Origin of the sequence: Muribaculum intestinale, assembly GCF_002201515.1 — a bacterium.
Classification (GTDB): Bacteria; Bacteroidota; Bacteroidia; order Bacteroidales; family Muribaculaceae; genus Muribaculum; species Muribaculum intestinale.
This window is the reverse complement of record NZ_CP021421.1, coordinates 223,652-245,345: the sequence shown is the minus strand read 5'-3', so window position 1 is coordinate 245,345 and position 21,694 is coordinate 223,652. Positions and strand designations below refer to the sequence as shown.

12 protein-coding genes are annotated in these 21,694 nt (G+C 56.0%); 11 read left to right on the top strand and 1 reads right to left on the bottom strand.

What is annotated here, in order from left to right; genetic code table 11:
- Nucleotides 1–124: 124 nt before the first annotated feature.
- The 10 genes from ADH68_RS01145 to ADH68_RS01100 all read left to right on the top strand — a co-directional run bounded on the left by ADH68_RS01145 (nucleotide 125) and on the right by ADH68_RS01100 (nucleotide 17,580).
- Nucleotides 125–1,831 carry a S41 family peptidase gene (locus ADH68_RS01145; protein ID WP_068960151.1) on the top strand — a complete coding sequence of 569 codons (1,707 nt, stop codon included), beginning with the start codon at nucleotides 125–127 and terminating at the stop codon, nucleotides 1,829–1,831.
- Nucleotides 1,832–5,224 (top strand): transcription-repair coupling factor, encoded by a 3,393-nt coding sequence (gene mfd / locus ADH68_RS01140; RefSeq protein ID WP_068960152.1) that lies wholly within the window; start codon nucleotides 1,832–1,834, stop codon nucleotides 5,222–5,224.
- A gap of 23 nt (nucleotides 5,225–5,247) precedes the next feature.
- Nucleotides 5,248–6,444: a lipoprotein N-acyltransferase Lnb domain-containing protein gene (locus tag ADH68_RS01135; protein ID WP_084273942.1), complete on the top strand. Its 1,197-nt coding sequence runs from the start codon at nucleotides 5,248–5,250 to the stop codon at nucleotides 6,442–6,444.
- On the top strand, nucleotides 6,417–8,033 hold the full coding sequence (locus tag ADH68_RS01130; protein ID WP_068960154.1) for an alkaline phosphatase family protein: 1,617 nt from the start codon (nucleotides 6,417–6,419) through the stop codon (nucleotides 8,031–8,033). The genes ADH68_RS01135 and ADH68_RS01130 overlap by 28 nt, the downstream gene beginning before the upstream one ends.
- A 100-nt stretch (nucleotides 8,034–8,133) precedes the next feature.
- A complete protein-coding gene (gene secA / locus ADH68_RS01125) occupies nucleotides 8,134–11,640 on the top strand; it encodes a preprotein translocase subunit SecA (RefSeq protein ID WP_068960155.1) in 3,507 nt (1,168 codons plus the stop codon).
- Between the two features lie 88 nt (nucleotides 11,641–11,728).
- A complete protein-coding gene (locus ADH68_RS01120) occupies nucleotides 11,729–13,852 on the top strand; it encodes a prolyl oligopeptidase family serine peptidase (protein ID WP_068960156.1) in 2,124 nt (707 codons plus the stop codon).
- The gene (locus ADH68_RS01115; protein WP_068960157.1) at nucleotides 13,849–14,790 is read left to right on the top strand and encodes a hypothetical protein; all 942 of its coding nucleotides are present in this window, start codon (nucleotides 13,849–13,851) and stop codon (nucleotides 14,788–14,790) included. The genes ADH68_RS01120 and ADH68_RS01115 overlap by 4 nt, the downstream gene beginning before the upstream one ends.
- A gap of 21 nt (nucleotides 14,791–14,811) precedes the next feature.
- A complete protein-coding gene (gene murB, locus ADH68_RS01110) occupies nucleotides 14,812–15,834 on the top strand; it encodes a UDP-N-acetylmuramate dehydrogenase (RefSeq protein ID WP_068960158.1) in 1,023 nt (340 codons plus the stop codon).
- A 67-nt stretch (nucleotides 15,835–15,901) separates the two neighbouring features.
- Entirely contained in the window at nucleotides 15,902–16,675 is a 774-nt protein-coding gene (locus ADH68_RS01105; protein WP_068961999.1) for an MBL fold metallo-hydrolase, read from the top strand.
- Between the two features lie 74 nt (nucleotides 16,676–16,749).
- The gene (locus tag ADH68_RS01100) at nucleotides 16,750–17,580 is read left to right on the top strand and encodes an META domain-containing protein (protein ID WP_084273943.1); all 831 of its coding nucleotides are present in this window, start codon (nucleotides 16,750–16,752) and stop codon (nucleotides 17,578–17,580) included.
- Here the strand turns inward: ADH68_RS01100 and ADH68_RS01095 are convergent.
- On the bottom strand, nucleotides 17,555–19,885 hold the full coding sequence (locus ADH68_RS01095; RefSeq protein WP_088294755.1) for a glycoside hydrolase family 31 protein: 2,331 nt from the start codon (nucleotides 19,883–19,885) through the stop codon (nucleotides 17,555–17,557). The genes ADH68_RS01100 and ADH68_RS01095 overlap by 26 nt on opposite strands.
- A 360-nt stretch (nucleotides 19,886–20,245) precedes the next feature.
- Here ADH68_RS01095 and ADH68_RS01085 point away from each other — a divergent pair, with 360 nt between their 5' ends.
- Nucleotides 20,246–21,544, top strand: coding sequence for an acetyl-CoA hydrolase/transferase family protein (locus ADH68_RS01085; RefSeq protein ID WP_068960161.1), 1,299 nt, complete (start codon nucleotides 20,246–20,248; stop codon nucleotides 21,542–21,544).
- Nucleotides 21,545–21,694 lie beyond the last annotated feature (150 nt).

Here is a 21,694-nt window from a genome sequence, read left to right as displayed (position 1 = left end):
TGTTAAGCATGATATATTTTCAATGGAATTAGACAAAATTAGGAATTGATTGTTATAATTATCATAGCATAGGGAGCAATCTCTGAAATAAAATAAGTAACTTAGCGCCTCAATTTTGCCTCGAATGAAGTTATCTCCACGCAATCACCGTTTCAACAGGCTCGCAGCAGGATGTCTGGGAGTGGCACTGGTAATCACAGCCGCTTCGGCCGACACACGCAGCCCCAAGACTGATATCTCACGCAGCATCGACATATTCACATCCGTTTTCAAGGAGTTGCAGACCAATTATGTCGACTCCATCGATGCCGAAAAGTCGATTAACACCGCAATAGCGGCGATGCTCAACGACATTGACCCGTATACCGAGTATTACCCCGCCTCCGAGCAGGAGGACCTCGCCATGATGACCTCGGGCGAGTATGGCGGCATAGGCGCCGTGATTACCGAGATACCCGGCAGGGGGATATTCATATCCGAGCCCTACGAGGGCACACCATCGCAGAAAGCAGGGCTGAAGGCCGGCGACCTTATTGTGGCCATCGATGCCGACACCGTGCTCACATGGCACAACTCCCAGGTGAGCAACCGTCTGAAAGGTGAGGCCGGCACCCCGTTGACCATCACGGTCAAACGCCCCTACAACGGCCCCGACTCGATATTGAAGTTCGACCTCGTGCGCAGCAAGATACAGCTCCCCTCGGTGCCCTACTACGGCATGGTGAGCGACAACACCGGCTATATCTACCTCACGCAGTTTACCGACAAATCGGCGGCCGACGTGCGCAATGCACTGCTTGAACTGATGAAAAATCCGGCCATGAAGTCGCTGATTCTCGACCTGCGCGGCAACCCCGGCGGACTGCTTGAGTCAGCCGTGAAGATTGTGAGCTATTTCGTGCCGAAGAATACCGAGGTGATACGCACCCGCGGCAAGGGGCTTCTCAACGAGAAGGTCTACAAGACCACGTCGGCGCCTATCGACACCGACCTGCCCATCGTGGTGCTCATCGACGGCTCGTCGGCCTCTGCGGCCGAAATCACCGCCGGAGCGCTACAGGACATGGACCGTGCAGTAATCATCGGCAGTCGTTCTTTCGGCAAAGGACTGGTGCAGGGCACTCGCCCCATTCCTTACGACGGCATGTTCAAGGTGACTACCGGTAAATACTATCTGCCCAGCGGACGCCTTATCCAGGCCATCGACTACTCCCGCCGCAATCCCGACGGCTCCGTGGCGCGCACTCCCGACTCGCTTACCAACGAGTTTGCCACACAGCATGGCCGCATCGTGCGCGACGGCGGCGGCATCACCCCCGACATCAAGGTGGAGTATCCCGAAATCAACCGTCTTACATATAATATAGTAAGCGACCATTGGGCGTTTGACTTTGCCACACGCTATGCAGCCACTCATCCCACCATCCCCGCGCCAGAGCAGTTTGACGTTACCGACACTATCTTCAACGAGTTCAAGGCTTTTATCGACCCGACAAAGTTTGAGTACGACAAGGTGTGCGAGCAGATGGTGCAGAATCTCCGCAAAGTCGCCGAGAGCGAGGGCTACATGACCGACTCCACTCGCAAGCAGATTGATATCCTCGAAGGTCTGCTGCGCCACGACCTCGGCCACGACCTCGACAACAACCGACGCGATATCGACGATATCCTTGCCTCCGAACTGGTAAAGCGCTATTACTATCAGCGCGGTCAGGTGGCCCAGTCGCTGCGCCACGACAATGCTGTCGACTCGGCCTCGGCCGTTCTCTCCAATCCTTTGCGTTATAAAGAGATACTGGCTCCGGTGAAGCCTGCTAAAGATAAGAAGTAAATGGATCTCGAACAGCTGTGCGCGCGCATTCTTACCCCCTCGCGGAGGAAGGCTCTCGACAGCGCGCTTGACGACTCCTCGATACGTGTATGCCGCCTCGGCGGACTTGCCGGCTCCTCGGCCCCTATGGTGATGGCGGCTGTGGCTGCCTGCGGGAAGGATGCCCCCCGCAGTCCGATGATTGTAATCGGCGATTCGCTCGACGATGCCGGCTACCTTTACCACGACCTCTCCCGTGTGCTCGGCGAAGAGGCCGTGCTGATGATGCCCAGCGGCTACAAGCGAGCCATAAAATACGGGCAGGTCGACCCCCCTTCGCAGATTATGCGCACCGAAGTGCTTAACCGATGGGCCGTTGACCCGGCCCTGCGCTATGTGGTGACATATCCCGAGGCCCTTGCCGAGAAGGTGGCCGACCGGGGGGTGGTGGAACGCAGCACTATGACCCTGCGTAAAAACGGTTCGGTCGATTTGACCGACACCGCCCGCTGGCTCCGCGACAACGGATTCAAGGAGGTCGACTATGTATACGAGCCGGGCACCTTCGCCATCCGAGGCTCTATCCTCGACATATTCGGCTACAGCTCGGAGCAGCCGTTCCGCATCGACTTTTTTGGCGACGAGATAGAGACGATACGCACATTCAACGTAGAGACCCAGCTGTCGGAGCGCTCGCTTTCTGAAATCTCGGTCACTGCCGATGTTTCGCCCCGGGCTGCATCGTCATCCGTGTCGCTGCTCGACTTCGTAGGCCCTGACACGATTGTCTGGGCGCGCGACGTAAGGTTTACCCTTGAGCGAGTACGCGCCGTGGCCGCCGACACTTTCAGCACCAGTGCCGCGATTGCCGAGGAAGGCGACGCCGACGCTCTCAGGCAGGTTGTCGACCCCGACTCTTTCGCCGCGGCGATTGCGGGCATGAGGCAGATGCGCTTCACTTCGGCCGCCGACATCACCCCCGACAGCGATGCCCCCGATGCGCCGGTGATACGTTTCGGCTGCACTCCCCAGGGGATATATCATAAGAACTTCGACCTTATTTCCGACTCCTTCTCGCGCTTCATTGCCGACGGCTACACCATATATGTGCTCTCCGACAGCGAGAAGCAGATAGAACGTCTGCGCGCCATATTCGCCGACCGAGGCGACAGCGGCATAGTGTTCACCCCCGTAATATCGACCGTACACGAAGGCTTTGTCGACCATAAGACAAAAATCTGCGTATTTACCGACCACCAGATATTCGACCGTTTCCACAAGTACAGCCTGCGCAGCGACCGTGCTCGCTCAGGCAAGGTGGCCCTCTCGCTCAAGGAACTCGGCCAGATTGAGGTAGGCGACTACATAGTCCACGTCGACCATGGCGTGGGCAAATTCGGCGGCCTTATCCGCACCGAGGTCAACGGGCGCATGCAGGAGATGATCAAGCTCGTATATCTCAACAACGACATACTCCTGGTAAGTATTCACTCTCTCCACAAACTGTCGAAATATCGCGGCAAGGAGGGGGCCGAGCCGCGCATCAACCGTCTCGGCTCGGGAGCCTGGGGCAAGATGAAGGAGCGCACCAAGAGCAAGCTCAAGGATATAGCACGCGACCTCATAAAGCTCTATGCCGCCCGCAAGGACGAGAAGGGTTTTGCGTTCTCACCCGATTCCTATCTGCAAAACGAGCTTGAGGCATCGTTTATCTACGAGGACACCCCCGACCAGCTTACTGCCACACAGGCTGTAAAGCGCGATATGGAGTCGCCGCGTCCGATGGACCGTCTTGTGTGTGGCGACGTTGGCTTCGGCAAGACCGAGGTTGCCATCCGTGCCGCATTCAAGGCAGCCACCGACGGCAAGCAGACCGCTGTGCTCGTGCCTACCACCGTGCTCGCCTATCAGCATTTCAACACATTCTCCGAGCGCCTCAAGGATTTTCCCGTGCGTGTCGACTACCTGTCGCGCGCACGTACCGCCAAGGAGACACGCCAGATACTCGCCGATCTTGCCGAAGGGAAAATCGACATCCTCATAGGCACTCACAAACTCATCGGAAAGTCGGTGAAGTTCAAGGACCTCGGACTGCTCATTGTTGACGAGGAACAGAAATTCGGCGTCGCCGTGAAGGAGCGCCTGAAACAGCTGAAAGTAAACGTCGACACACTCACCATGTCGGCTACACCCATACCGCGCACCCTGCAGTTCTCCCTGATGGGCGCGCGCGACCTCTCGGCCATCAACACTCCGCCGGCCAACCGATATCCGATTCTCACCGGTGTGAGCGTCATGGGCGACGATACCGTGAGCGAGGCCATAAATTTCGAGATGTCGCGCGGCGGCCAGGTATTCTTCGTCAACCACCGCATCGAGGGGCTCTACGAGCTTGAGAAGATGATTCATCGTCTTGTGCCCGACGCCCGCACCATCGTGGCCCACGGCCAGATGCCGCCCGAAAAACTGGAGAAGGCGATTATCGACTTCGCCAACCACGACTACGACGTGCTCCTCGCCACAACCATCATAGAGAGCGGTATCGACATGCCCAATGTCAATACCATCATCATCAACAATGCCCAGAACTTCGGTCTCAGTGAGTTGCATCAGCTGCGAGGCAGGGTAGGGCGCTCGTCGCGCAAGGCGTTCTGCTATCTGTTTGTGCCGGCCGGCAATCCGCTTACTCCCGTGGCGCGACGCCGTCTGCAGGCTATAGAGAGCTTCAGCGAACTGGGCAGCGGCATACATATCGCCATGCAGGACCTCGATATCCGTGGCGCGGGCAATCTCCTCGGGGCCGAGCAGTCGGGATTCATCGCCGACCTCGGCTACGAGACCTACCAGCGCATATTGCGCGAGGCCGTGCTCGAACTCAAGACACAGGAGTTCGCCGACGTGCTTTCCGACCCTGCCGACACTCCCGGCAAGGATGCCGCCGACGAGTTCGTGGCCGACTGTACGGTGGAGAGCGACCTCGAACTGCTGCTCCCGCCCGAATATGTGCCGCAGGAGAGCGAGCGCATATCGCTCTACAAGGAGCTCGACGGCATAGAGCGCGAGCTCGACCTGCAGCAGTTCCGTCTGCGCCTTGAGGACCGTTTCGGAAAGATTCCGCGCGTTACTGCCGAGCTGTTGCGTATACCGCGTCTGCGTCGCCTCGCACAGAGCCTCGGCATAGAGCGTGTGATGCTAAAGCAGGGGCGCATGTATCTCTATTTTGTCGACGAGACCAACCGCGCCTACTACCAGTCGCCGATGTTCGGACGCTGTCTGGGCTACCTGCAGGCCAATCCGCGCCGCGCCCAGCTCCGCCAAAAGGGGGAGAAACGCAGCATGCTCATTTCCGATGTGCCCACTGTCGAGGAGGCCGTGGCCATACTTCAGCAAATTCTTGCCATGCAGGCTCTATAGCCGCATATGCGATAAAGTGTGATATGAAGAGATTTTTTTTAGCCTTATCTTTTTGCCTTTGTGCCCTGTGCTGTGTCTTTGCCGCTCCTGCGGTTAGCGACTCGGCAAGGGTAAGTTTCGTCATATGTTCTCCTGGCAGCAATGTCTACGAGCTTGAGGGACATGCCGCCATGCGTGTGGTGCTCCCCGACGGGCGCGACCTGGCTGTCAACTATGGCATTTTCGATTTCGATTCGCCCAACTTCATATACCGTTTCGTCAAGGGGGAGACCGACTACATGGTGGCTGCTTATCCCTTCAGCATATTCCTCGAAAGTTACGTGCGCGACGGACGCGAAGTGGTCGAATACCCGATTGCCCTTGACGCCGGAGAGACGTCAGCTTTGCTCGAGCTGCTGAGCCGCAACCTGATGCCCGATAAACGGGTGTACCGATATAATTATGTGAAAGACAACTGCTCGACGCGTCTGTTCGGGCTCGTCGAGGATGCCGTCGGCGACACTGTGGCCATGCAGGCGCCGGGATATACCGACGGATGGTCGTTCCGCGACGCCATGCGCCACTACCACCGCAACTATCCATGGTACCAGTTCGGCATAGACCTTGCCCTTGGCAGTGGCATAGACTATCCGATAAGCGAGCATGAGAAGGCGTTTGCCCCTCATCTGCTCATCGACATGCTCCCTACGGCACGCATTGCCGGCCAATCACTTGTGGCGGATTCTCCGGTGAGATATGCCGGACGTGGCACGGGTGGCCCGCAGGGTCCTACGCCATGGCCTCTGACCCCGATGGCAGTGTCGCTCTACATACTCGCCGGAGTGATCCTGTGCGCCGTTGCCGACATACGCCGTCGTCGTGTCAGCCGTTGGGTCGACATCATATTTATGTCAGTGGCAGGCCTGGCAGGATGTCTGCTCGCATTCCTCGTGTTCATATCAGTCCATGAGGCCACATCGCCCAACTGGCTGATTGTGTGGCTTAACCCGCTCTGCTTCATTGTTCCGGCATGCGTGTACATAAAAAAATGCGTCAGGTTGGTATTATTATATGAAATTGTTAACTTTGTGGCATTATTTTTGTTATGTATGCTGTGGCCGTTCACAGGCCAGTCCGCAAATGAGGCTTTCTGGCCTCTTATAGCGGCAGATATGATTCTCTCAGCACGCTACATTTACATCATATACGCCTCATGCGCAAAAAAACAGATACAAGCATAACCATACGTCTTGCCACCCTTCTCGTGGCCTCGATGGTCAGCCTGACATTGGCTGCCCAGGCGCCGTCGCCGCGTCCCAAGCTGGTGGTGGGTATCGTTGTCGACGGTTTGCGCGAGGACTATATCGACCTGCTCAAGGGATACTTCGGGCCCGACGGATTCCGACGCCTTATGCGCGACGGGGTGATGCTCGACAACGTTGATTTCGGCACATACGTCGACCCGGCCGCAGCCACCGCTATAATATATAGTGGAGCATCGGCTTCCGTCAACGGTATCCCCGCCACATATGTCTACGACAATGCCGGCCGCCGCGAGCATTCCATAGTGCTTGACCCCGAGAAAATCGGCAATTACACCGACGAGACATATTCTCCCAAGGCCGTGCGGGTAAGTACTCTCAGCGACGAGGTGCGCATCGACGGCGGAGGTATAGGCAGTGTATACTCAATCGCCCCGCAGCCCGCGCAGTCTATCATTCTTGCCGGACATGCCGGCAACAGCGCCTTCTGGCTCAACGACGTGACCGGACGATGGGCTACCACCACCTACTACAAGGATGTGCCCCAGCCGATACAGGCACGCAACTTCGCCAAGCCGCTCCCCGCGCGTCTCGACACACTCGCGTGGCGTCCGCTCATGAAGCCCGAGCAGTATCCCGACCTTCCCGCCTACAAGAAGTACTATCCCTTCCGCCATCTATTCCAGCACAACGACGTAGACCGTTTCCGCAACTTCAAGACTTCGGCTCCTGCAAATACCGAAGTGACCGATATCGCCGCCGAATATATCCGTGGACTCAAGCTCGGCACACGCGGCGCCATCGATATGCTCAACATTGGCTACACAGTGTGCCCCTTCGCCAAAGCAAAGGACTCCGACCACCGTCTGGAGACAATGGATACCTACCTGCGCCTTGACGCCGACCTCGCACGCCTGTTTCAAGTAATCGACGGTACTGTAGGCCTGGGCAATACATTCATATTCCTTACCGGTACTCCCGCCGCACCCTCCGACAAGCGCGACGACGACCGCTGGGGTATACCCAACGGCGAGTTCTCGGCACGCAAGGCAATGTCCCTCCTCAATGTCTATCTGATGGCCCGGCACGGCAACGGAGAGTGGGTAAGCGGATACCACAACGGACATCTGTTCCTTAATAAAGAACTGATAAAACAGCACGACCTCGACATACGCGAGGTGCGCGAGGACGCTGCTTCATTCCTCATACGCATGAGCGGCGTGAGCGGCGCCTGGACTATCGACGATGTCGTGGCCGGGAAGGCCGGCAATAATGCCGCAGCCCTTAAAAGAAATACCGTGGCCGACTACGCCGGCGACGTTATTGTCGAGGTAAATCCGGGGTGGGAGATTGTAAGCATTAATCCTACTACACAGAAAGAGGAGCGCACCACTGTGCGTACCGGCCTTATCTCAGCACCCGCTTTCTTCCTTAGTCCCGACTTGGCCGCCGACCGCATTTCGGCCCCTGTCGACGCACGCTCGATAGCCCCTACCGTAGCGCGCGTGTTGCGCATACGCTCGCCTAACGCTACTGAGCTTCCGGCCTTGCCGCTGAAGCGCAAATGATTCTTTCAGCCTCTCTTCCGCCTATTTATTCCTACAGTATCCGCTACTATAAAGGCATGTGGATATTGATTCATAACCGAAAATAAAACAATCACTATAAATGTCATTCATTTCAGTACTTAATAAAATATTTGGCAATAAGTCGCAGCGCGACCTGAAGGAGATTCAGCCTATTGTCAACGAGATTAATGCGCTCGGGCCAAAGATGAAGGAGCTCACCAACGATGAGTTGCGCCAGACGATAACCGACATTAAGGCCGGACTGGCTAAGGCCGTCGAGGCCGATACCGCCGCCATCGAGGAGATAAAGGGACGTATCGAAAGCCTCCCCTTCGAGGAACGTCAGCCTCTATGGGACGAGGTAGACCAGCGCGAGAAGAATATTCTTGAGACATACGAGAAAGAACTCGACAGAGTGCTCCCGACAGTATTCGCCGCAATGCGCGAGACTGCCGCACGATTCGCTGCCAACGAGACCATCGAAGTGACAGCTACCGACACCGACCGTGAGTTTGCAGGTCAGGGCCGCGACTTCGTTACCATCGAGGGCGACAAAGCGATATACAAGAACCACTGGATTGCCGGCGGCAACGAAGTCACCTGGGACATGGTACACTACGACGTACAGCTCATTGGCGGTATCGTGCTCCACCAGGGCAAGATTGCCGAGATGGCTACCGGCGAGGGCAAGACCCTCGTGGCCACACTGCCCGTATTCCTCCGCTCACTCACCGGACGCGGCGTGCATGTTGTCACCGTCAACGACTACCTCTCAAAGCGCGACTCCGAGTGGATGGGTCCGCTTTACATGTTCCATGGCCAGACAGTCGACTGTATCGACAAGCACGAGCCCAACTCCGCAGCCCGTCGCAAGGCATATGCGTGCGACATCACATTCGGCACCAACAACGAGTTCGGTTTCGACTACCTCCGCGACAATATGGCCATGTCGCCCCAGGACCTCGTGCAGCGCAAGCACTATTATGCAATTGTCGATGAGGTCGACTCGGTGCTTATCGACGACGCCCGTACTCCTCTTATCATATCCGGTCCGGTGCCTAAGGGCGACGACCAGCTCTTCAACGAATTCAAACACAATGTCGAGAATGTCTACAACGCCCAGCGCCGTCTCGTCGGACAGCTTCTCCAGGAAGCCAAGGAGAAGATTCCAAGCTCCGACAAGGAAGTGCGCAAGGCAGGCGCTCTCGCCCTGTTCCGAGCATACAAGGGTCTTCCTAAATATTCCCCGCTCATCAAGTTCCTCTCTCAGGAAGGCATGAAGCCGCTTCTCCTCGAGACCGAGGGCTACTATCTCCAGGACAACAGCCGCGAGATGCCCAAGGCTGTCGAGCCCCTTTATTTCGTCATCGACGAGAAAAACCGCTCTGTCGACCTTACCGACAAGGGTATCGACGAACTTACCGGCCGCTCGCAGGACCCCCAGTTCTTCGTACTCCCGGATATTGCCGCTCAGCTTTCAGAGGTCGAGGGCGACCAGTCGCTCGAACCGGCACTGCGTCAGGAGAAGAAGGATGCCCTCATGGACAATTACGCCGTAAAGGCCGAGCGTGTGCACACCGTCAACCAGCTCCTCAAGGCATACACACTCTTTGAAAAGGATGTGGAATACGTAATCGACGACAATAAAATCAAGATTGTCGACGAGCAGACCGGACGTATCATGGAGGGACGCCGCTACAGCGACGGACTCCATCAGGCCATCGAGGCCAAAGAGGGCGTGAAGGTCGAGGCTGCCACACAGACATTCGCTACCATCACTCTCCAGAACTATTTCCGCATGTACCACAAACTCGCCGGCATGACCGGTACCGCCGAGACTGAGGCCGGTGAGTTCTGGGATATATACAAGCTCGATGTGGTGACAATCCCCACCAACAAGCCGATTGCCCGCATCGACATGAACGACCGTGTCTACAAGACCAAGCGTGAGAAATACAACGCCGTCATCGAGGAGATTGTGCGTCTACATAAGATTGGACGCCCCGTGCTTGTCGGCACCACTTCGGTCGAGATTTCCGAGCTCCTCTCCAAGATGCTCAAGCTGCAGCGTATCGACCACCAGGTGCTCAACGCCAAGCTCCATCAGAAGGAAGCCGATATCGTGGCCCTCGCCGGTCTGCCCGGTGCCGTCACCATCGCCACCAATATGGCCGGCCGTGGTACCGACATCAAGCTCCCGCAGGCTGTAAAGGACATGAAGGATACCGACATCGCCAAAGGCAAGGAGGTAGGCGGTCTCGCCATCATCGGCACCGAGCGCCACGAGTCGCGCCGTGTCGACCGTCAGCTGCGTGGACGTTCCGGACGTCAGGGCGACCCCGGTTCGTCGGTGTTCTACCTTTCGTTCGAGGATCAGCTCATGCGTCTGTTTGCCACCGACCGCGTTACCAAGATGCTCGACCGCATGGGCATACAGGAAGGCGAGATGATTGAGAGCTCTATGGTCAACAAGGCTATCGAGAATGCTCAGAAACGCGTCGAGGAAAACAACTTCGGTATCCGTAAGCGTCTTCTCGAATACGACGACGTGATGAACAAGCAGCGTCAGTATATCTACGGCCGCCGCCACCACGCCCTCCTCGGCGAGCGTATCGGCATAGATATCAACAATATGCTTTACGACACCGTAGAGAATCTCGTCAACAATTACGACTCTCCCGAGGCATACGGCGAGCTCAAGATGGAGCTTTTCAAGGTATTCGCCATCGAGATTCCTTTTGCCGAGGATGAGTTCAAGAAACTTTCCAAGGAGGATGCCGTCGAAAAGATTTTCGCTGCCGTCAACGAGTCGTTCCAGCGTCGTACCGACCGCATCTGCGAGATTACTTGGCCCGTGATAAAGGATGCCGTGGAAAATCATGGCGCGAAGGGACGCATCCTTGTCCCAATTACCGACGGACGCCGTGTGTTCAACATCCCCGCCGATGTCCAGACAGCCTACGATACCGAGTGCCGCTCGATTGCCAAGGAGTGGCAGAAGGCAATTCTACTCCTTACCATCGACGAAGTATGGAAAGAACACCTCCGCGAGCTCGACCAGCTGCGTCAGTCGGTGCAGAATGCATCCTACGAGCAGAAGGATCCGCTGGTAATCTACAAGGTAGAGTCGTTCCACCTCTTTGAGAGCGCTATCAACACCATGAACGTAAAGGCGATTACCGCCCTTATGCGCGGACAGATATTCATCCCCCAGCGTCCTCAGGAACCCGCTCCCGCCCCACGTCAGCCGGCTCAGCCCGCACAGCGTGTGTCCGACGTGCAGCTCAGCTCAGAGCGACGTGCGGCTCAGCAGGCTCAGAATCAGCAGTCCGAGCCTCAGGAACCCGCACCGGCCCCTGCGCCTCAGCGTCCGGTGCCCGAGATGAAGCAGGCCGCTCCTGAGATGCGCAATGACTATAGCAACTACCGTGCCGGACGCGGAAGCGAGCCGGGCGATCCCGCGCAGCGACAGGCCGCATCCGCACGTCAGGGTGCCCAGAAGCCTACCGCGCCTGTTGTCAACAATGGCCCGCGTGTAGGCCGCAATGACCCCTGTCCCTGTGGCTCGGGCAAGAAATACAAGAACTGCCACGGCCGCGGATTGTAACAGATAATTTACCCCTTTAGGCTGGTCCGGGCATGCAATTATTATTGTGTTCCCGGACCGGCTATTATAATAGAAAGATAAAGAACCGATGAAATCACTTTCTTTAGCAACATTAACTTCAGCTTTTTGCATAATGGCTTCAAATGCTCAGTCGTTGAAATATCCTGTGGCTCCGAGCGACAATACTGTCGACACATATTTCGGAGTATCTGTGCCCGACCCATACCGTCCGCTTGAAAATGATACAGCGGCCGCTACCGCTGCGTGGGTCGAGGCCGAAAATGCCGTCACACGCGCATATCTCGACAAAATACCCTTCCGCGACGACATTCACAAGCGCCTTACCGCATTGTTCGATTACCATAAGCATGGACTCCCATGGAAGAAAAACGGATGGTATTACTTTTATGAAAACGACGGACTGCGCAACCAGGCAGTGCTATACCGTACGCGTTCGCTCGACAAGGCCCCTGAAGTGTTCCTCGACCCGAACACTCTGAGCGACGACGGCACTGTGGCTCTTACCGGAGTGTTCTTTTCTCACGACGGACGCCACGCCGCCTATACCATATCGCGCAGTGGCTCCGACTGGACCGAGATTTACGTGATGGACACCGATACAAAGCAACTCCTCCCCGACCATATCGAGTGGGCGAAATTCACCGGTGCCGACTGGCAGGGCGACGGTTTCTACTACAGCGCATATCCGGCCCCGGAAAAAGGCAAGGAGTTCAGCAACGCCAATGAAAACCACCGCATATACTTCCATCGTCTCGGCACCCCCCAGTCCGACGACATTCTCGTATACGAGGAGCCCGATCAGCCGCTGAAATTCTTCTCGGCATCGGTGCCCGACGATGAATCGGTGATATTTGTATCCGGTTCCGGACAGGGCCTCGGCAATACCTTGATGGTGCGCAGTCTTGCCGACAAGGATGCGCAGTGGAAGGTGATGAGCCCTACACAGGATTACGAAGTGGCCGTGCTCGACGTTATTGACGGCACAATCTACATTTACACCAACTATGGGGCCCCGCGCTACCGCCTTATGACTGCCACTCTCGACAATCCTGCCATGGATCAGTGGAAAGAGCTCATTCCCGAGCAGAAAGGTGTGCTGACAGGAGTCGATTTCACCGGGCCCGACCGCATGATTCTTACATACAACACCGACGCGAGCAACCATGCCTATGTCTACACCCTCGAAGGCCGTCGGATTCGTGAGATTCAACTCCCCTCTATCGGCTCTGTCGGATTCTCGGCAAGCCGCAAGCACCCCGAGGTGTTCTATGCCTTCACCTCTTTTGCATACCCCTCGGCTCTCTACCGCTACGATGTGGATAAAAACGAGTCGTCGCTCTACCGCGGCTCCGACATCAAGGGCTTCAACCCCGATGATTATGTCACCGAGCAGGTGTTCTATCCCTCGGCCGACGGCACCGAGATACCCATGTTCCTTACTTATAAGAAGGGTCTGAAGCGCGATGGCTCCAACCCCGTTTATCTCTACGGCTACGGAGGCTTCAACATATCGCTCAACCCCTCGTTCTCGGCCCAGCGTATCCTCTGGCTTGAAAACGGCGGCATATATGCCCAGGCCAACCTCCGCGGCGGAGGCGAGTATGGCGAGGAATGGCATCTCGCCGGCACCAAGCTCAACAAGCTCAACGTGTTCAACGACTTCATTGCCGCAGCCGAGTATATGATCGACCGTGGCTGGACAAATCCCGGAATGCTCGCTATCGAGGGCGGCTCTAACGGCGGACTGCTTGTAGGCGCCACCGTCAACATGCGCCCCGACCTTTTCAAGGTTGCCATACCGCGCGTAGGCGTGATGGACATGATGCGCTATCATCTGTTCACTATCGGATGGAACTGGGCCCCCGACTATGGCACATCGGCCGACTCCCCCGAGATGGCCGCATATCTCCTCGGCTACTCGCCTCTGCATAATATCAGCGACAACGGCACCCCCTATCCTGCGATAATGGTCACTACTGCCGACCACGATGACCGTGTAGTCCCTGCCCATTCGTTCAAGTATGCCGCAGCTCTGCAGGCCGCCGACACCGGTAAGGCGCCTAAGCTGATTCGTATCGACAGCAAGGCCGGACATGGTGCCGGAAAGCCCGTGAGCAAGGTTATCGACGAGTATGCCGACATATACTCGTTCATATTCAATAACATCGGCAAAGTCCCCGCTGCCCGATGACAGTGAGTATCTTTTCTCCGCTCAGAGCCATTGTGGCCGCTGTCATTGCGGCGGTGGCTACATCATGCTTCACAGGCATAGAGAGCACTCCGCGTATCACCGACAAGGAGGTGTCGCGCCGCAATGTCGTTGTCACCGAGGAGGACCGCTGGCTTGCCGACGTGACACCGCAGCCTCTGGCTCAATGGCAGCCGGGCAAGCAGTTCTACGTCACCGATTCCAAAATATCACTGGCCCTTGAGCCGGGCAATGACGCCCCGGCCCAAGGCTCGGTGTTGCGCTATCTGAGCTCGCGCCCCGTGACATCGCTTACCGGCGGCGACGATACCGAACTCGTATTCGCCTCGTCGTCGGGCGGTGAGGCTGTCTACCGTATCAATGCCGACAAGAGCGAGCTTGACACCCGCCGCTCGATATCGGTGCCGTTCACTATCGAGATGAGCATGGTCGACTCTGTGCGCAGCCGCCTTGTCGGACGCGACCTGTATGTGCGCACATCGCTTTGGTACGACTCTGTCGGAAATGCTATGGCCGGACTGAAATATATACCCGTCAAGGTTATCGCTGTCGAGCCGGGCAATCTGGTCTATCCCGTGAAGGTGACTTTCTGCACCTCTGCGGGGAAAGAGTGCCCCGATACAGCGTCGGTGTTCATGTCGGTAGGCGCCGAGTCGCATTCGGCGCGCAATTTTGCCGCTCTGTTCAACTTCTCAAATCCGCGCGACAGATATCCGATGATTACCGACGCCAACTGGGAGCGAATTATCCATGGACGAGTGGCCGTCGACATGACACGCGACGAATGCCGCCTCGCTCTTGGCTCTCCGTCGCATATCGACAGGTATCAGGGCACGAGTGCATATGGCGAGCGCTGGACATATGAAAACGGCGTGTATCTCATATTTTTCGACGGCATTCTATCATCTTTCCGACAGTAGTTATCTCTACATGATAAAGTTATGAATCTGCAAAGCAATTTTGACCTCGCTCCGGTCACTACATTCCATATCCGCGCGCGCGCGCGTTACTACGCGTCCTACTCTTCTGTCAGGGAGCTTGCCGACATTCTGGCCATGCCCGAAGTGCAGGGCCTCCCGGTGCTCCATATGGGCGGAGGCAGCAACTTTCTGTTTACATGTGATTACCCCGGAATCGTGCTGCATTCGGCCGTCAGTGGAATCACCTTCGCCGGCGGCGATGGACCTGAAGTTCTGGCTACCGCCGGAGCGGGTGAGCGGTGGGACGATTTTGTAGAGCATGCGTGCCGTGCCGGTTACAACGGCATCGAGAATCTATCGATGATTCCGGGCTCGGTAGGCGCTGCAGCCGTGCAGAATATAGGAGCCTATGGGGTAGAGCTTGCCGACCGCATACACTCGGTCACTGCCTACGACACAGTGCTTGCGCGTGAAGTAGTGCTCCTCCCCTCCGAGCTTCACTACGGTTATCGTCAGAGTCTCTTCAAGGAGCCGCATGCCGAAGGCCGCTATGTGGTCATCGCGGTCACGGTGAGGCTTACCTCCGAGCCTGCTTTCAATCTCGCCTACGGGCCCTTGCGCGAACTTGCCGCCCTCGACAGCCTCACTTCTATGGATGTGCGCCGCCGCGTGATGGAGATACGCCATTCCAAGCTCCCCGACCCCGATGTGAAGGGGCAGGGCAATGCCGGCTCGTTCTTCAAGAATCCGGTGGTATCGCAGGATAAGTTCCACCGGCTTGTCGCCGAGTGGCCCGACATCCCATCATATCCTCTCTCCGACGGGGAGGTAAAGATTCCCGCCGGATGGCTCATAGAGCATGCCGGACTCAAGGGTGCAAGGGTAGGGGGAGCCATGGTGTATCCGCGTCAGTGTCTTGTAATCGTCAATACCGGCGATGCAGTGGCCTCCGACGTAGTGGCTCTCAGTGGTAAAATTCAGGATGAGGTGCTCCGCACATTCGGCATCCGGCTCCATCCCGAGGTAATATTTGTCGGTGACTGATGAGAAAGATGAATAATTCTGTCGGGAAATATAAAACAAGTTAGGACAGTTATTTATGACCGAAAATATAACATTGCGATTTCTTGGCACAGGCACTTCTACCGGAGTGCCTGCCATTGGATGCACATGTCCGGCATGCCTGTCGACCGACACCCGCGACAAACGTCTGCGCGCATCGGCCATTGTGTCGGTGGGCGATAAAAATCTGCTGATAGATTGCGGGCCCGATTTCCGCCGCCAGATTATCGATGCGGGAGCACCGCACCTCGAAGCCGTATTGCTGACACACAGCCATTACGACCATGTCGGGGGAATCGACGACATGCGCCCGTACTGTCATTCACTGCCTGACGGGCATTTTCCTGTGTACTGCACGGCCGATGTGGCCGAAGACCTGCGCAATCGTGTCCCTTATTGCTTTCGGGAGAATCTCTATCCCGGAGTACCCGTGTTTTCAATCCATGAGGTCGACCCTAAAGTGCCGTTCATGGTCGGCGACATACAGGTGACACCTCTGCCGGTAATGCACGACCGTCTCCCAATCATAGGCTTCCGAATAGGGCCGCTCGCCTACATCACCGATGCCAAGACCATACCGGAGTCAACATTTTCACTGCTCGAAGGCGTCGATACTCTTGTGATAAACGCCCTTCGTCATGTCCCGCATCACAGCCATATGTCTGTCGGGGAGGCTCTCGCTGTAGTCGACCGGCTGAAGCCGCGTGCGGTATATTTCACCCACATTGCCGACGCCCTCGGTCCTCATGCCTCGGTCGAGGCTGCCTTGCCTCCTCCGGTAAGGCTTGCCTACGACGGACTTTCTATATCGTTTAAACTTTAAGTCATCCGAAGTGTCTTATAAATAGAAGTGTGTCTGCACACGCTTTAATACGAACAATAAATTTAACAATAAATATGAATAGCAGATTTTTTGCAATAATAGCGACAGCGCTGATTCTCTCTTCATGTGGTAGCAACAAGAAAGTTGTAACAATGCCCAAAGAGCAGCCTGTACAGACAGTGACAACTATGAAACAGTCAGATGCCTCGCAGCTTGAAGGCGAGTGGAACGTATGGACCGTAGGTGGTAAGAAAGTGACAGGCGAAAACCGCCCCTATATTAATTTCTCGCTATCAGAGGGACGTATCTACGGCAACAACGGCTGCAATACCGTCAATGGCGACTTCACCACCGGACAGGGACAGAGCCTGCGTGTCTCAAATGTGATTTCGACTATGATGGCGTGTGCCGACGCGCCGTTTGAGACGGCCATCAATCAGGCGCTCGACAACGCCCGCTTTTTCTCTGTCGGACGCCAGGGCCATGAACTGTATCTCGACCTGCTCGACGCCGGCAAAAATACGGTAATGGTACTCCGTCGCCACAACATGGAGTTTCTCAACGGAGCATGGACTCCCACTCAGATAGGCAACAAATCCAATGACAATGCCGATGTGCAGATGGTTATCGATATTGCCGAGCAGAAAGTCCACGGCCATACGGGCTGTAACATCATGAACGGCTCGCTGCTCATTGATCCCGACAAGACCAACAGCATACAGTTCCTTGACATTGCCACTACCCGTATGATGTGCGACCCCGCTTCAATGGCTACGGAGACCGCTCTTCTCGTGGCGCTCGAGAGCGTGGAGCATGCCCGTCCCGGTAAGGACGACACTGTGGTGATGACCGACAAAGACGGCAAGACCGTGCTCGTGCTCAAGCATATCGATATCGAACAGTGATGCTTTTACGCACCGGTGTGGCCGGGATGTCGACGGTGTAGATATTCTTTACATCATCAAATCCTATACGAGCCTTGCGGCCGTCGACAGTGACGTCGCAAGGCTTTTCTGTGCCGAGTTCCAGACGGTAGGACCGTTTCTCCGGCTGTCCGTCATATTCGCCTTCTGCCGGAAGCACGCTTACCGAATGCCACTCTCCCGAGCGCTCGTAGCGCAGGCCGGTTCTGGAATATCTGCCCTTCTCATACTCCATGCTCGTCCCGTCATCTTCATAAAGTCTGAAGAGATTGGAGCAATCATCTGACGACGGGTATACACGCAGCACGAGCGCATGGGGTATCTCCGAGGCCGGACGCATGGTAAACGGCTGCATCGGCATGATCCATCCCGCCTTTATGAAAAGTGGAAATGACTCCAGTGGTTTGGATATCTCGGCGACAGTGCCCCCGGCATGCTTTTCGTGGGTGAAGAAGTCGTACCATTCGTCACCGTCGGGAAACCATACCGTCTGGCTTGCCATGCGCTCCGAGCCTGTCCCTATCGTATCAATCGGGGCAGTGAGCAGCAGGTCGCCGTACATATACTGTTTCCCATAGCGCAAAGCCTCTTTGCTCCCGCTGTAGTCGATATACATCGGGCGTGTGAGCGGCACCATCTCATCATGTGTCTGGCGCACACTTGTATAGGTGTACGGCATCATTTCCGAACGGAGACGGTAGGCGGCATACATCGAGCGCTCGGCCAGTGAGTCGCCGCATAGCCAGGGCCGGCGGTCGTACTCGGGAGTGCGCGACGAGTGGATTCTCAGCGCTGCCGACATCGCCCCGAACTGTACCCAGCGCGCCAGCAGTTCGCCGCCACCGGTTTCCTTATGGCCTCCTATGTCATGTGCCCAGAAGAAGCATCCGGCGTTGCCGCTCGCTATGGTAAGTTTTATCTCAAACGCCAGCATGTCCCAGTTGGTGTATGCGTCGCCCGAGAAGTGGAGCGGATGGCGGTGGTCACCCCATCCGCCCCAGCGGCTGTAGGTGGCGCCACGCTTGCCGTTTCTGAGGCTGTGGCGGTAAAAAATCTCGTTGAGCCACGGAAGTGTGCGTGTATTGGTTCCCGCTACGTAGGGATAGATATAGTTCTGTTGCCAGTCGACCCACCAAAGGTCAAGCCCGAGGCTGTCGGTAGGTCCGTGGCCGTAGCGGAACAGTGCCTCCATATACCGGCGCGAACCGGGGTCAAACTGTGGTATCTCCTTCCCTTCGGGGTCATACCCGAGTGAGCGGGCGAAGTCGGCATAGCGTTCGTCGCCGGGACGCAGACCGTCGTGCGGATGGTCGTTCAGAGTAAGGGTAAGCCCCATGGAGTGGATGGTGTCTATAAGGGCTTTGGGGTCGGGAATGAGATTGCGGTTCCAGGTATATCCCGTCCAGTGGCGTTTGCCGTTATGACCCGTGCCGTTGTCAAGGATATTGGTGTGCCATCCCATGTCAAGCACTGCATTGTCGAGCGGATAACCGTGGCGGCGGTACCCGTCGATTACTTCGAGAAGTTCCTCGGTCGAGTAATCCTGATACTTGCTGTACCATACGCCGTGTACCCACTTGCGGGTCATGGGTGTGCGACCCGATATGGCCCCGAGGCTTCTGAGGGCCGCCCTGTAGTCGGTGCCGTAGACAAAACAGTAAAAGTCGTGAAGATGGCCCGGCATATATGGACGCGGACTGATCCAGCCGTCGCTGTCGAGGAAGTCGGCACGATTGTCGTCGATGACATGCCATCCGTCGGTGCTCAGAAGTCCGTTGCCGAGAGGCACCTCGCTCTTTACGCGGTCGAGTGTCTCTATCGGGCCTCCGAGATTGCCGCGCTGTATCTGGCGTATGGTAAACTTCTTCTCCTTGCCACGGTAGTTGAAATAAGCCGTCAGGTTCGATGTTGAAAACGGATGCCCGTCGTCGACATATTCGATTCTCAGCGCAGGAGTTGTGATACGGTATACCGGATATTGGCTTCCGATACCCTCCTCCTCGATTTTTTCCACGCTGTACAGGCTGTCGGCCAGCAGCGATGTGCGGTCGTAGGCAAACATCGTGCGTTCATCTATAAAACGGCCGTCGGTAGTGCTCTCCAGACGAAAAAGTGTAGGAGTGATAAGCGTCAGCCTGTTGTGGCCGAACACCAGCGGGTTTGTCATGGCAGTCTCCCGCATAGCCTGGTTCTCTCCGGTTGACTGCATGACCCGGCTTCCGCCGTAGACCTGCATGGAGACTCCTGCGGCCACAGCCGCTCCGAGCATAAGTTTTTTCAGGTTCATGATAATAATCTTATAGGTTAGGAAATATGATAGGTTAATGTGGATAGTGTTGGCCGGTATGATTGATGACCGGCTGTTGACTGGCGATTACACCCTCTTGTTTTCAATAGGACATTTCAAATGCCATTACTGCTAAACGCTCTTTCAAAATATACACATATATATGCCTGTCGCAGCCGGAGACAGGTATGACCTTATTGTGATAATGGCAGGTACAATTGATATAATCTTCGTTTATGTTGTATAATATATGCATATACTCTTTTATTTTGGAAAAATAGCTTATCTTTGCACAAAACTTGGGGAAATGTGTAAAAAAACAAATCATTGTCATCCCCGCTAAATTCAAGTGACGAAGATATGGAATGCAGATATATGACCCCCGATGAGGCGGTAAAATTGGTAAAAAGCGGCGACCACGTGTTCGTACAGGGCAGTTGCTCGATACCGGAAGCTCTGATTGCGGCCCTTGCAAAGCGAGGGAGCGAACTGCGCGATGTAGTCCTGTTCAATGCTTTTGCCCTCGGGCGCCGCGTGTCGCCGTTGTGCGACCCGGCCCTCAAGGATTCATTCCTTATCGACTCGTTCTTCGTGTCCAACGCCGTGCGCGGATGGGTCAACCAGGGATATGCCACCACTACTCCGCGATTTTTCGGACAGGTGCCGCAGTTGTTCCGCGACGGCACAATCGACCTTGACGTAGCCTTCATCAACTGTTCGCTCCCCGACAAAGACGGATATGTGTCGTTTGGCGTATCGGCCGACCTCACACCCTCCGCCGTTGAGTGTGCCAAGATAATCATTGCCCAGATAAATCCGCTGATGCCTTTCACATATGGCGATTCCGTGATACACATGTCGAAGATACATGCTTTGGTGAAGGTCAACGACCCTCTGGCCGAGACACCCGACAACCGTCCTACGGAGAATGAACTGCGTATCGGACGCTACATTGCCGAGCAGATTCCCGACGGTGCCGTGCTTCAGGTAGGCGTAGGCACCATCCCCAATGCTGTGCTGCATTCTCTCGGATCACACAAGCATCTCGGACTGCACACAGAGGCAATGACCGACGGCATGATGCCGCTCATCGAATCGGGCGTGGTCGACAACTCGTGCAAACAGATAGAGCCGGGACGTTCCGTAGCCTCGCTTGCCCTCGGCACACGCCGCCTCTACGACTTCCTCGACCATAATCCGGCGGTGATATTCCGCGACATCGCCTGGGTCAACGACCCGTTTGTGATTGCCCAGAACCACAATATGGCTGCCATCAACTCATGCCTCGAAATCGATCTCTCGGGGCAGGTGTGTGCCGACTCTATCGGCACACGCATCTACTCCGGAGTAGGCGGCCAGCAGGATTTCGTCTATGGCTCATCGCGAAGTGTGGGGGGCCAGTCGTTCATAGCCATGCTGTCGACAACCTCGCGTGGAGAAAGCAAAATCAAGCCCGTACTCACCTCTGGTGCCGGAGTGGTGACAACCCGCTTCCAGACCAACTGGGTTGTCACCGAATACGGTGCCGTCAACCTCCGCGGCAAAAATATGATTGACCGTGCCAGGCTTCTTATATCCATCGCGGCACCCCAGTTCCGCGAGGAGCTCGACCGTGCCGCCTTCTCCATGCTCGGCTACGCCTACCGACGCTGGCGCTGAATTCATGCCTGACTACATTCATCCCCCTTTTTTCATTGGCATGCAGGCAACACTTTGCTTTTGATAAGCACGTCTAAAGTTTTTAAAGATATAGTATACGTAATAATTTTTACGACTTACTTAATGCCGGATAAAAATAAATAGGGTGGT

What these genes read in the sequence shown, in the direction of transcription:
- ADH68_RS01145 (WP_068960151.1), top strand. Translation starts at nt 125, where the DNA reads ATGAAGTTATCTCCACGCAATCACCGTTTCAACAGGCTCGCAGCAGGA.
- mfd (WP_068960152.1), top strand. Translation starts at nt 1,832, where the DNA reads ATGGATCTCGAACAGCTGTGCGCGCGCATTCTTACCCCCTCGCGGAGG.
- ADH68_RS01135 (WP_084273942.1), top strand. Translation starts at nt 5,248, where the DNA reads ATGAAGAGATTTTTTTTAGCCTTATCTTTTTGCCTTTGTGCCCTGTGC.
- ADH68_RS01130 (WP_068960154.1), top strand. Translation starts at nt 6,417, where the DNA reads ATGCGCAAAAAAACAGATACAAGCATAACCATACGTCTTGCCACCCTT.
- secA (WP_068960155.1), top strand. Translation starts at nt 8,134, where the DNA reads ATGTCATTCATTTCAGTACTTAATAAAATATTTGGCAATAAGTCGCAG.
- ADH68_RS01120 (WP_068960156.1), top strand. Translation starts at nt 11,729, where the DNA reads ATGAAATCACTTTCTTTAGCAACATTAACTTCAGCTTTTTGCATAATG.
- ADH68_RS01115 (WP_068960157.1), top strand. Translation starts at nt 13,849, where the DNA reads ATGACAGTGAGTATCTTTTCTCCGCTCAGAGCCATTGTGGCCGCTGTC.
- murB (WP_068960158.1), top strand. Translation starts at nt 14,812, where the DNA reads ATGAATCTGCAAAGCAATTTTGACCTCGCTCCGGTCACTACATTCCAT.
- ADH68_RS01100 (WP_084273943.1), top strand. Translation starts at nt 16,750, where the DNA reads ATGAATAGCAGATTTTTTGCAATAATAGCGACAGCGCTGATTCTCTCT.
- ADH68_RS01095 (WP_088294755.1), bottom strand. Translation starts at nt 19,885, where the DNA reads ATGAACCTGAAAAAACTTATGCTCGGAGCGGCTGTGGCCGCAGGAGTC.
- ADH68_RS01085 (WP_068960161.1), top strand. Translation starts at nt 20,246, where the DNA reads ATGGAATGCAGATATATGACCCCCGATGAGGCGGTAAAATTGGTAAAA.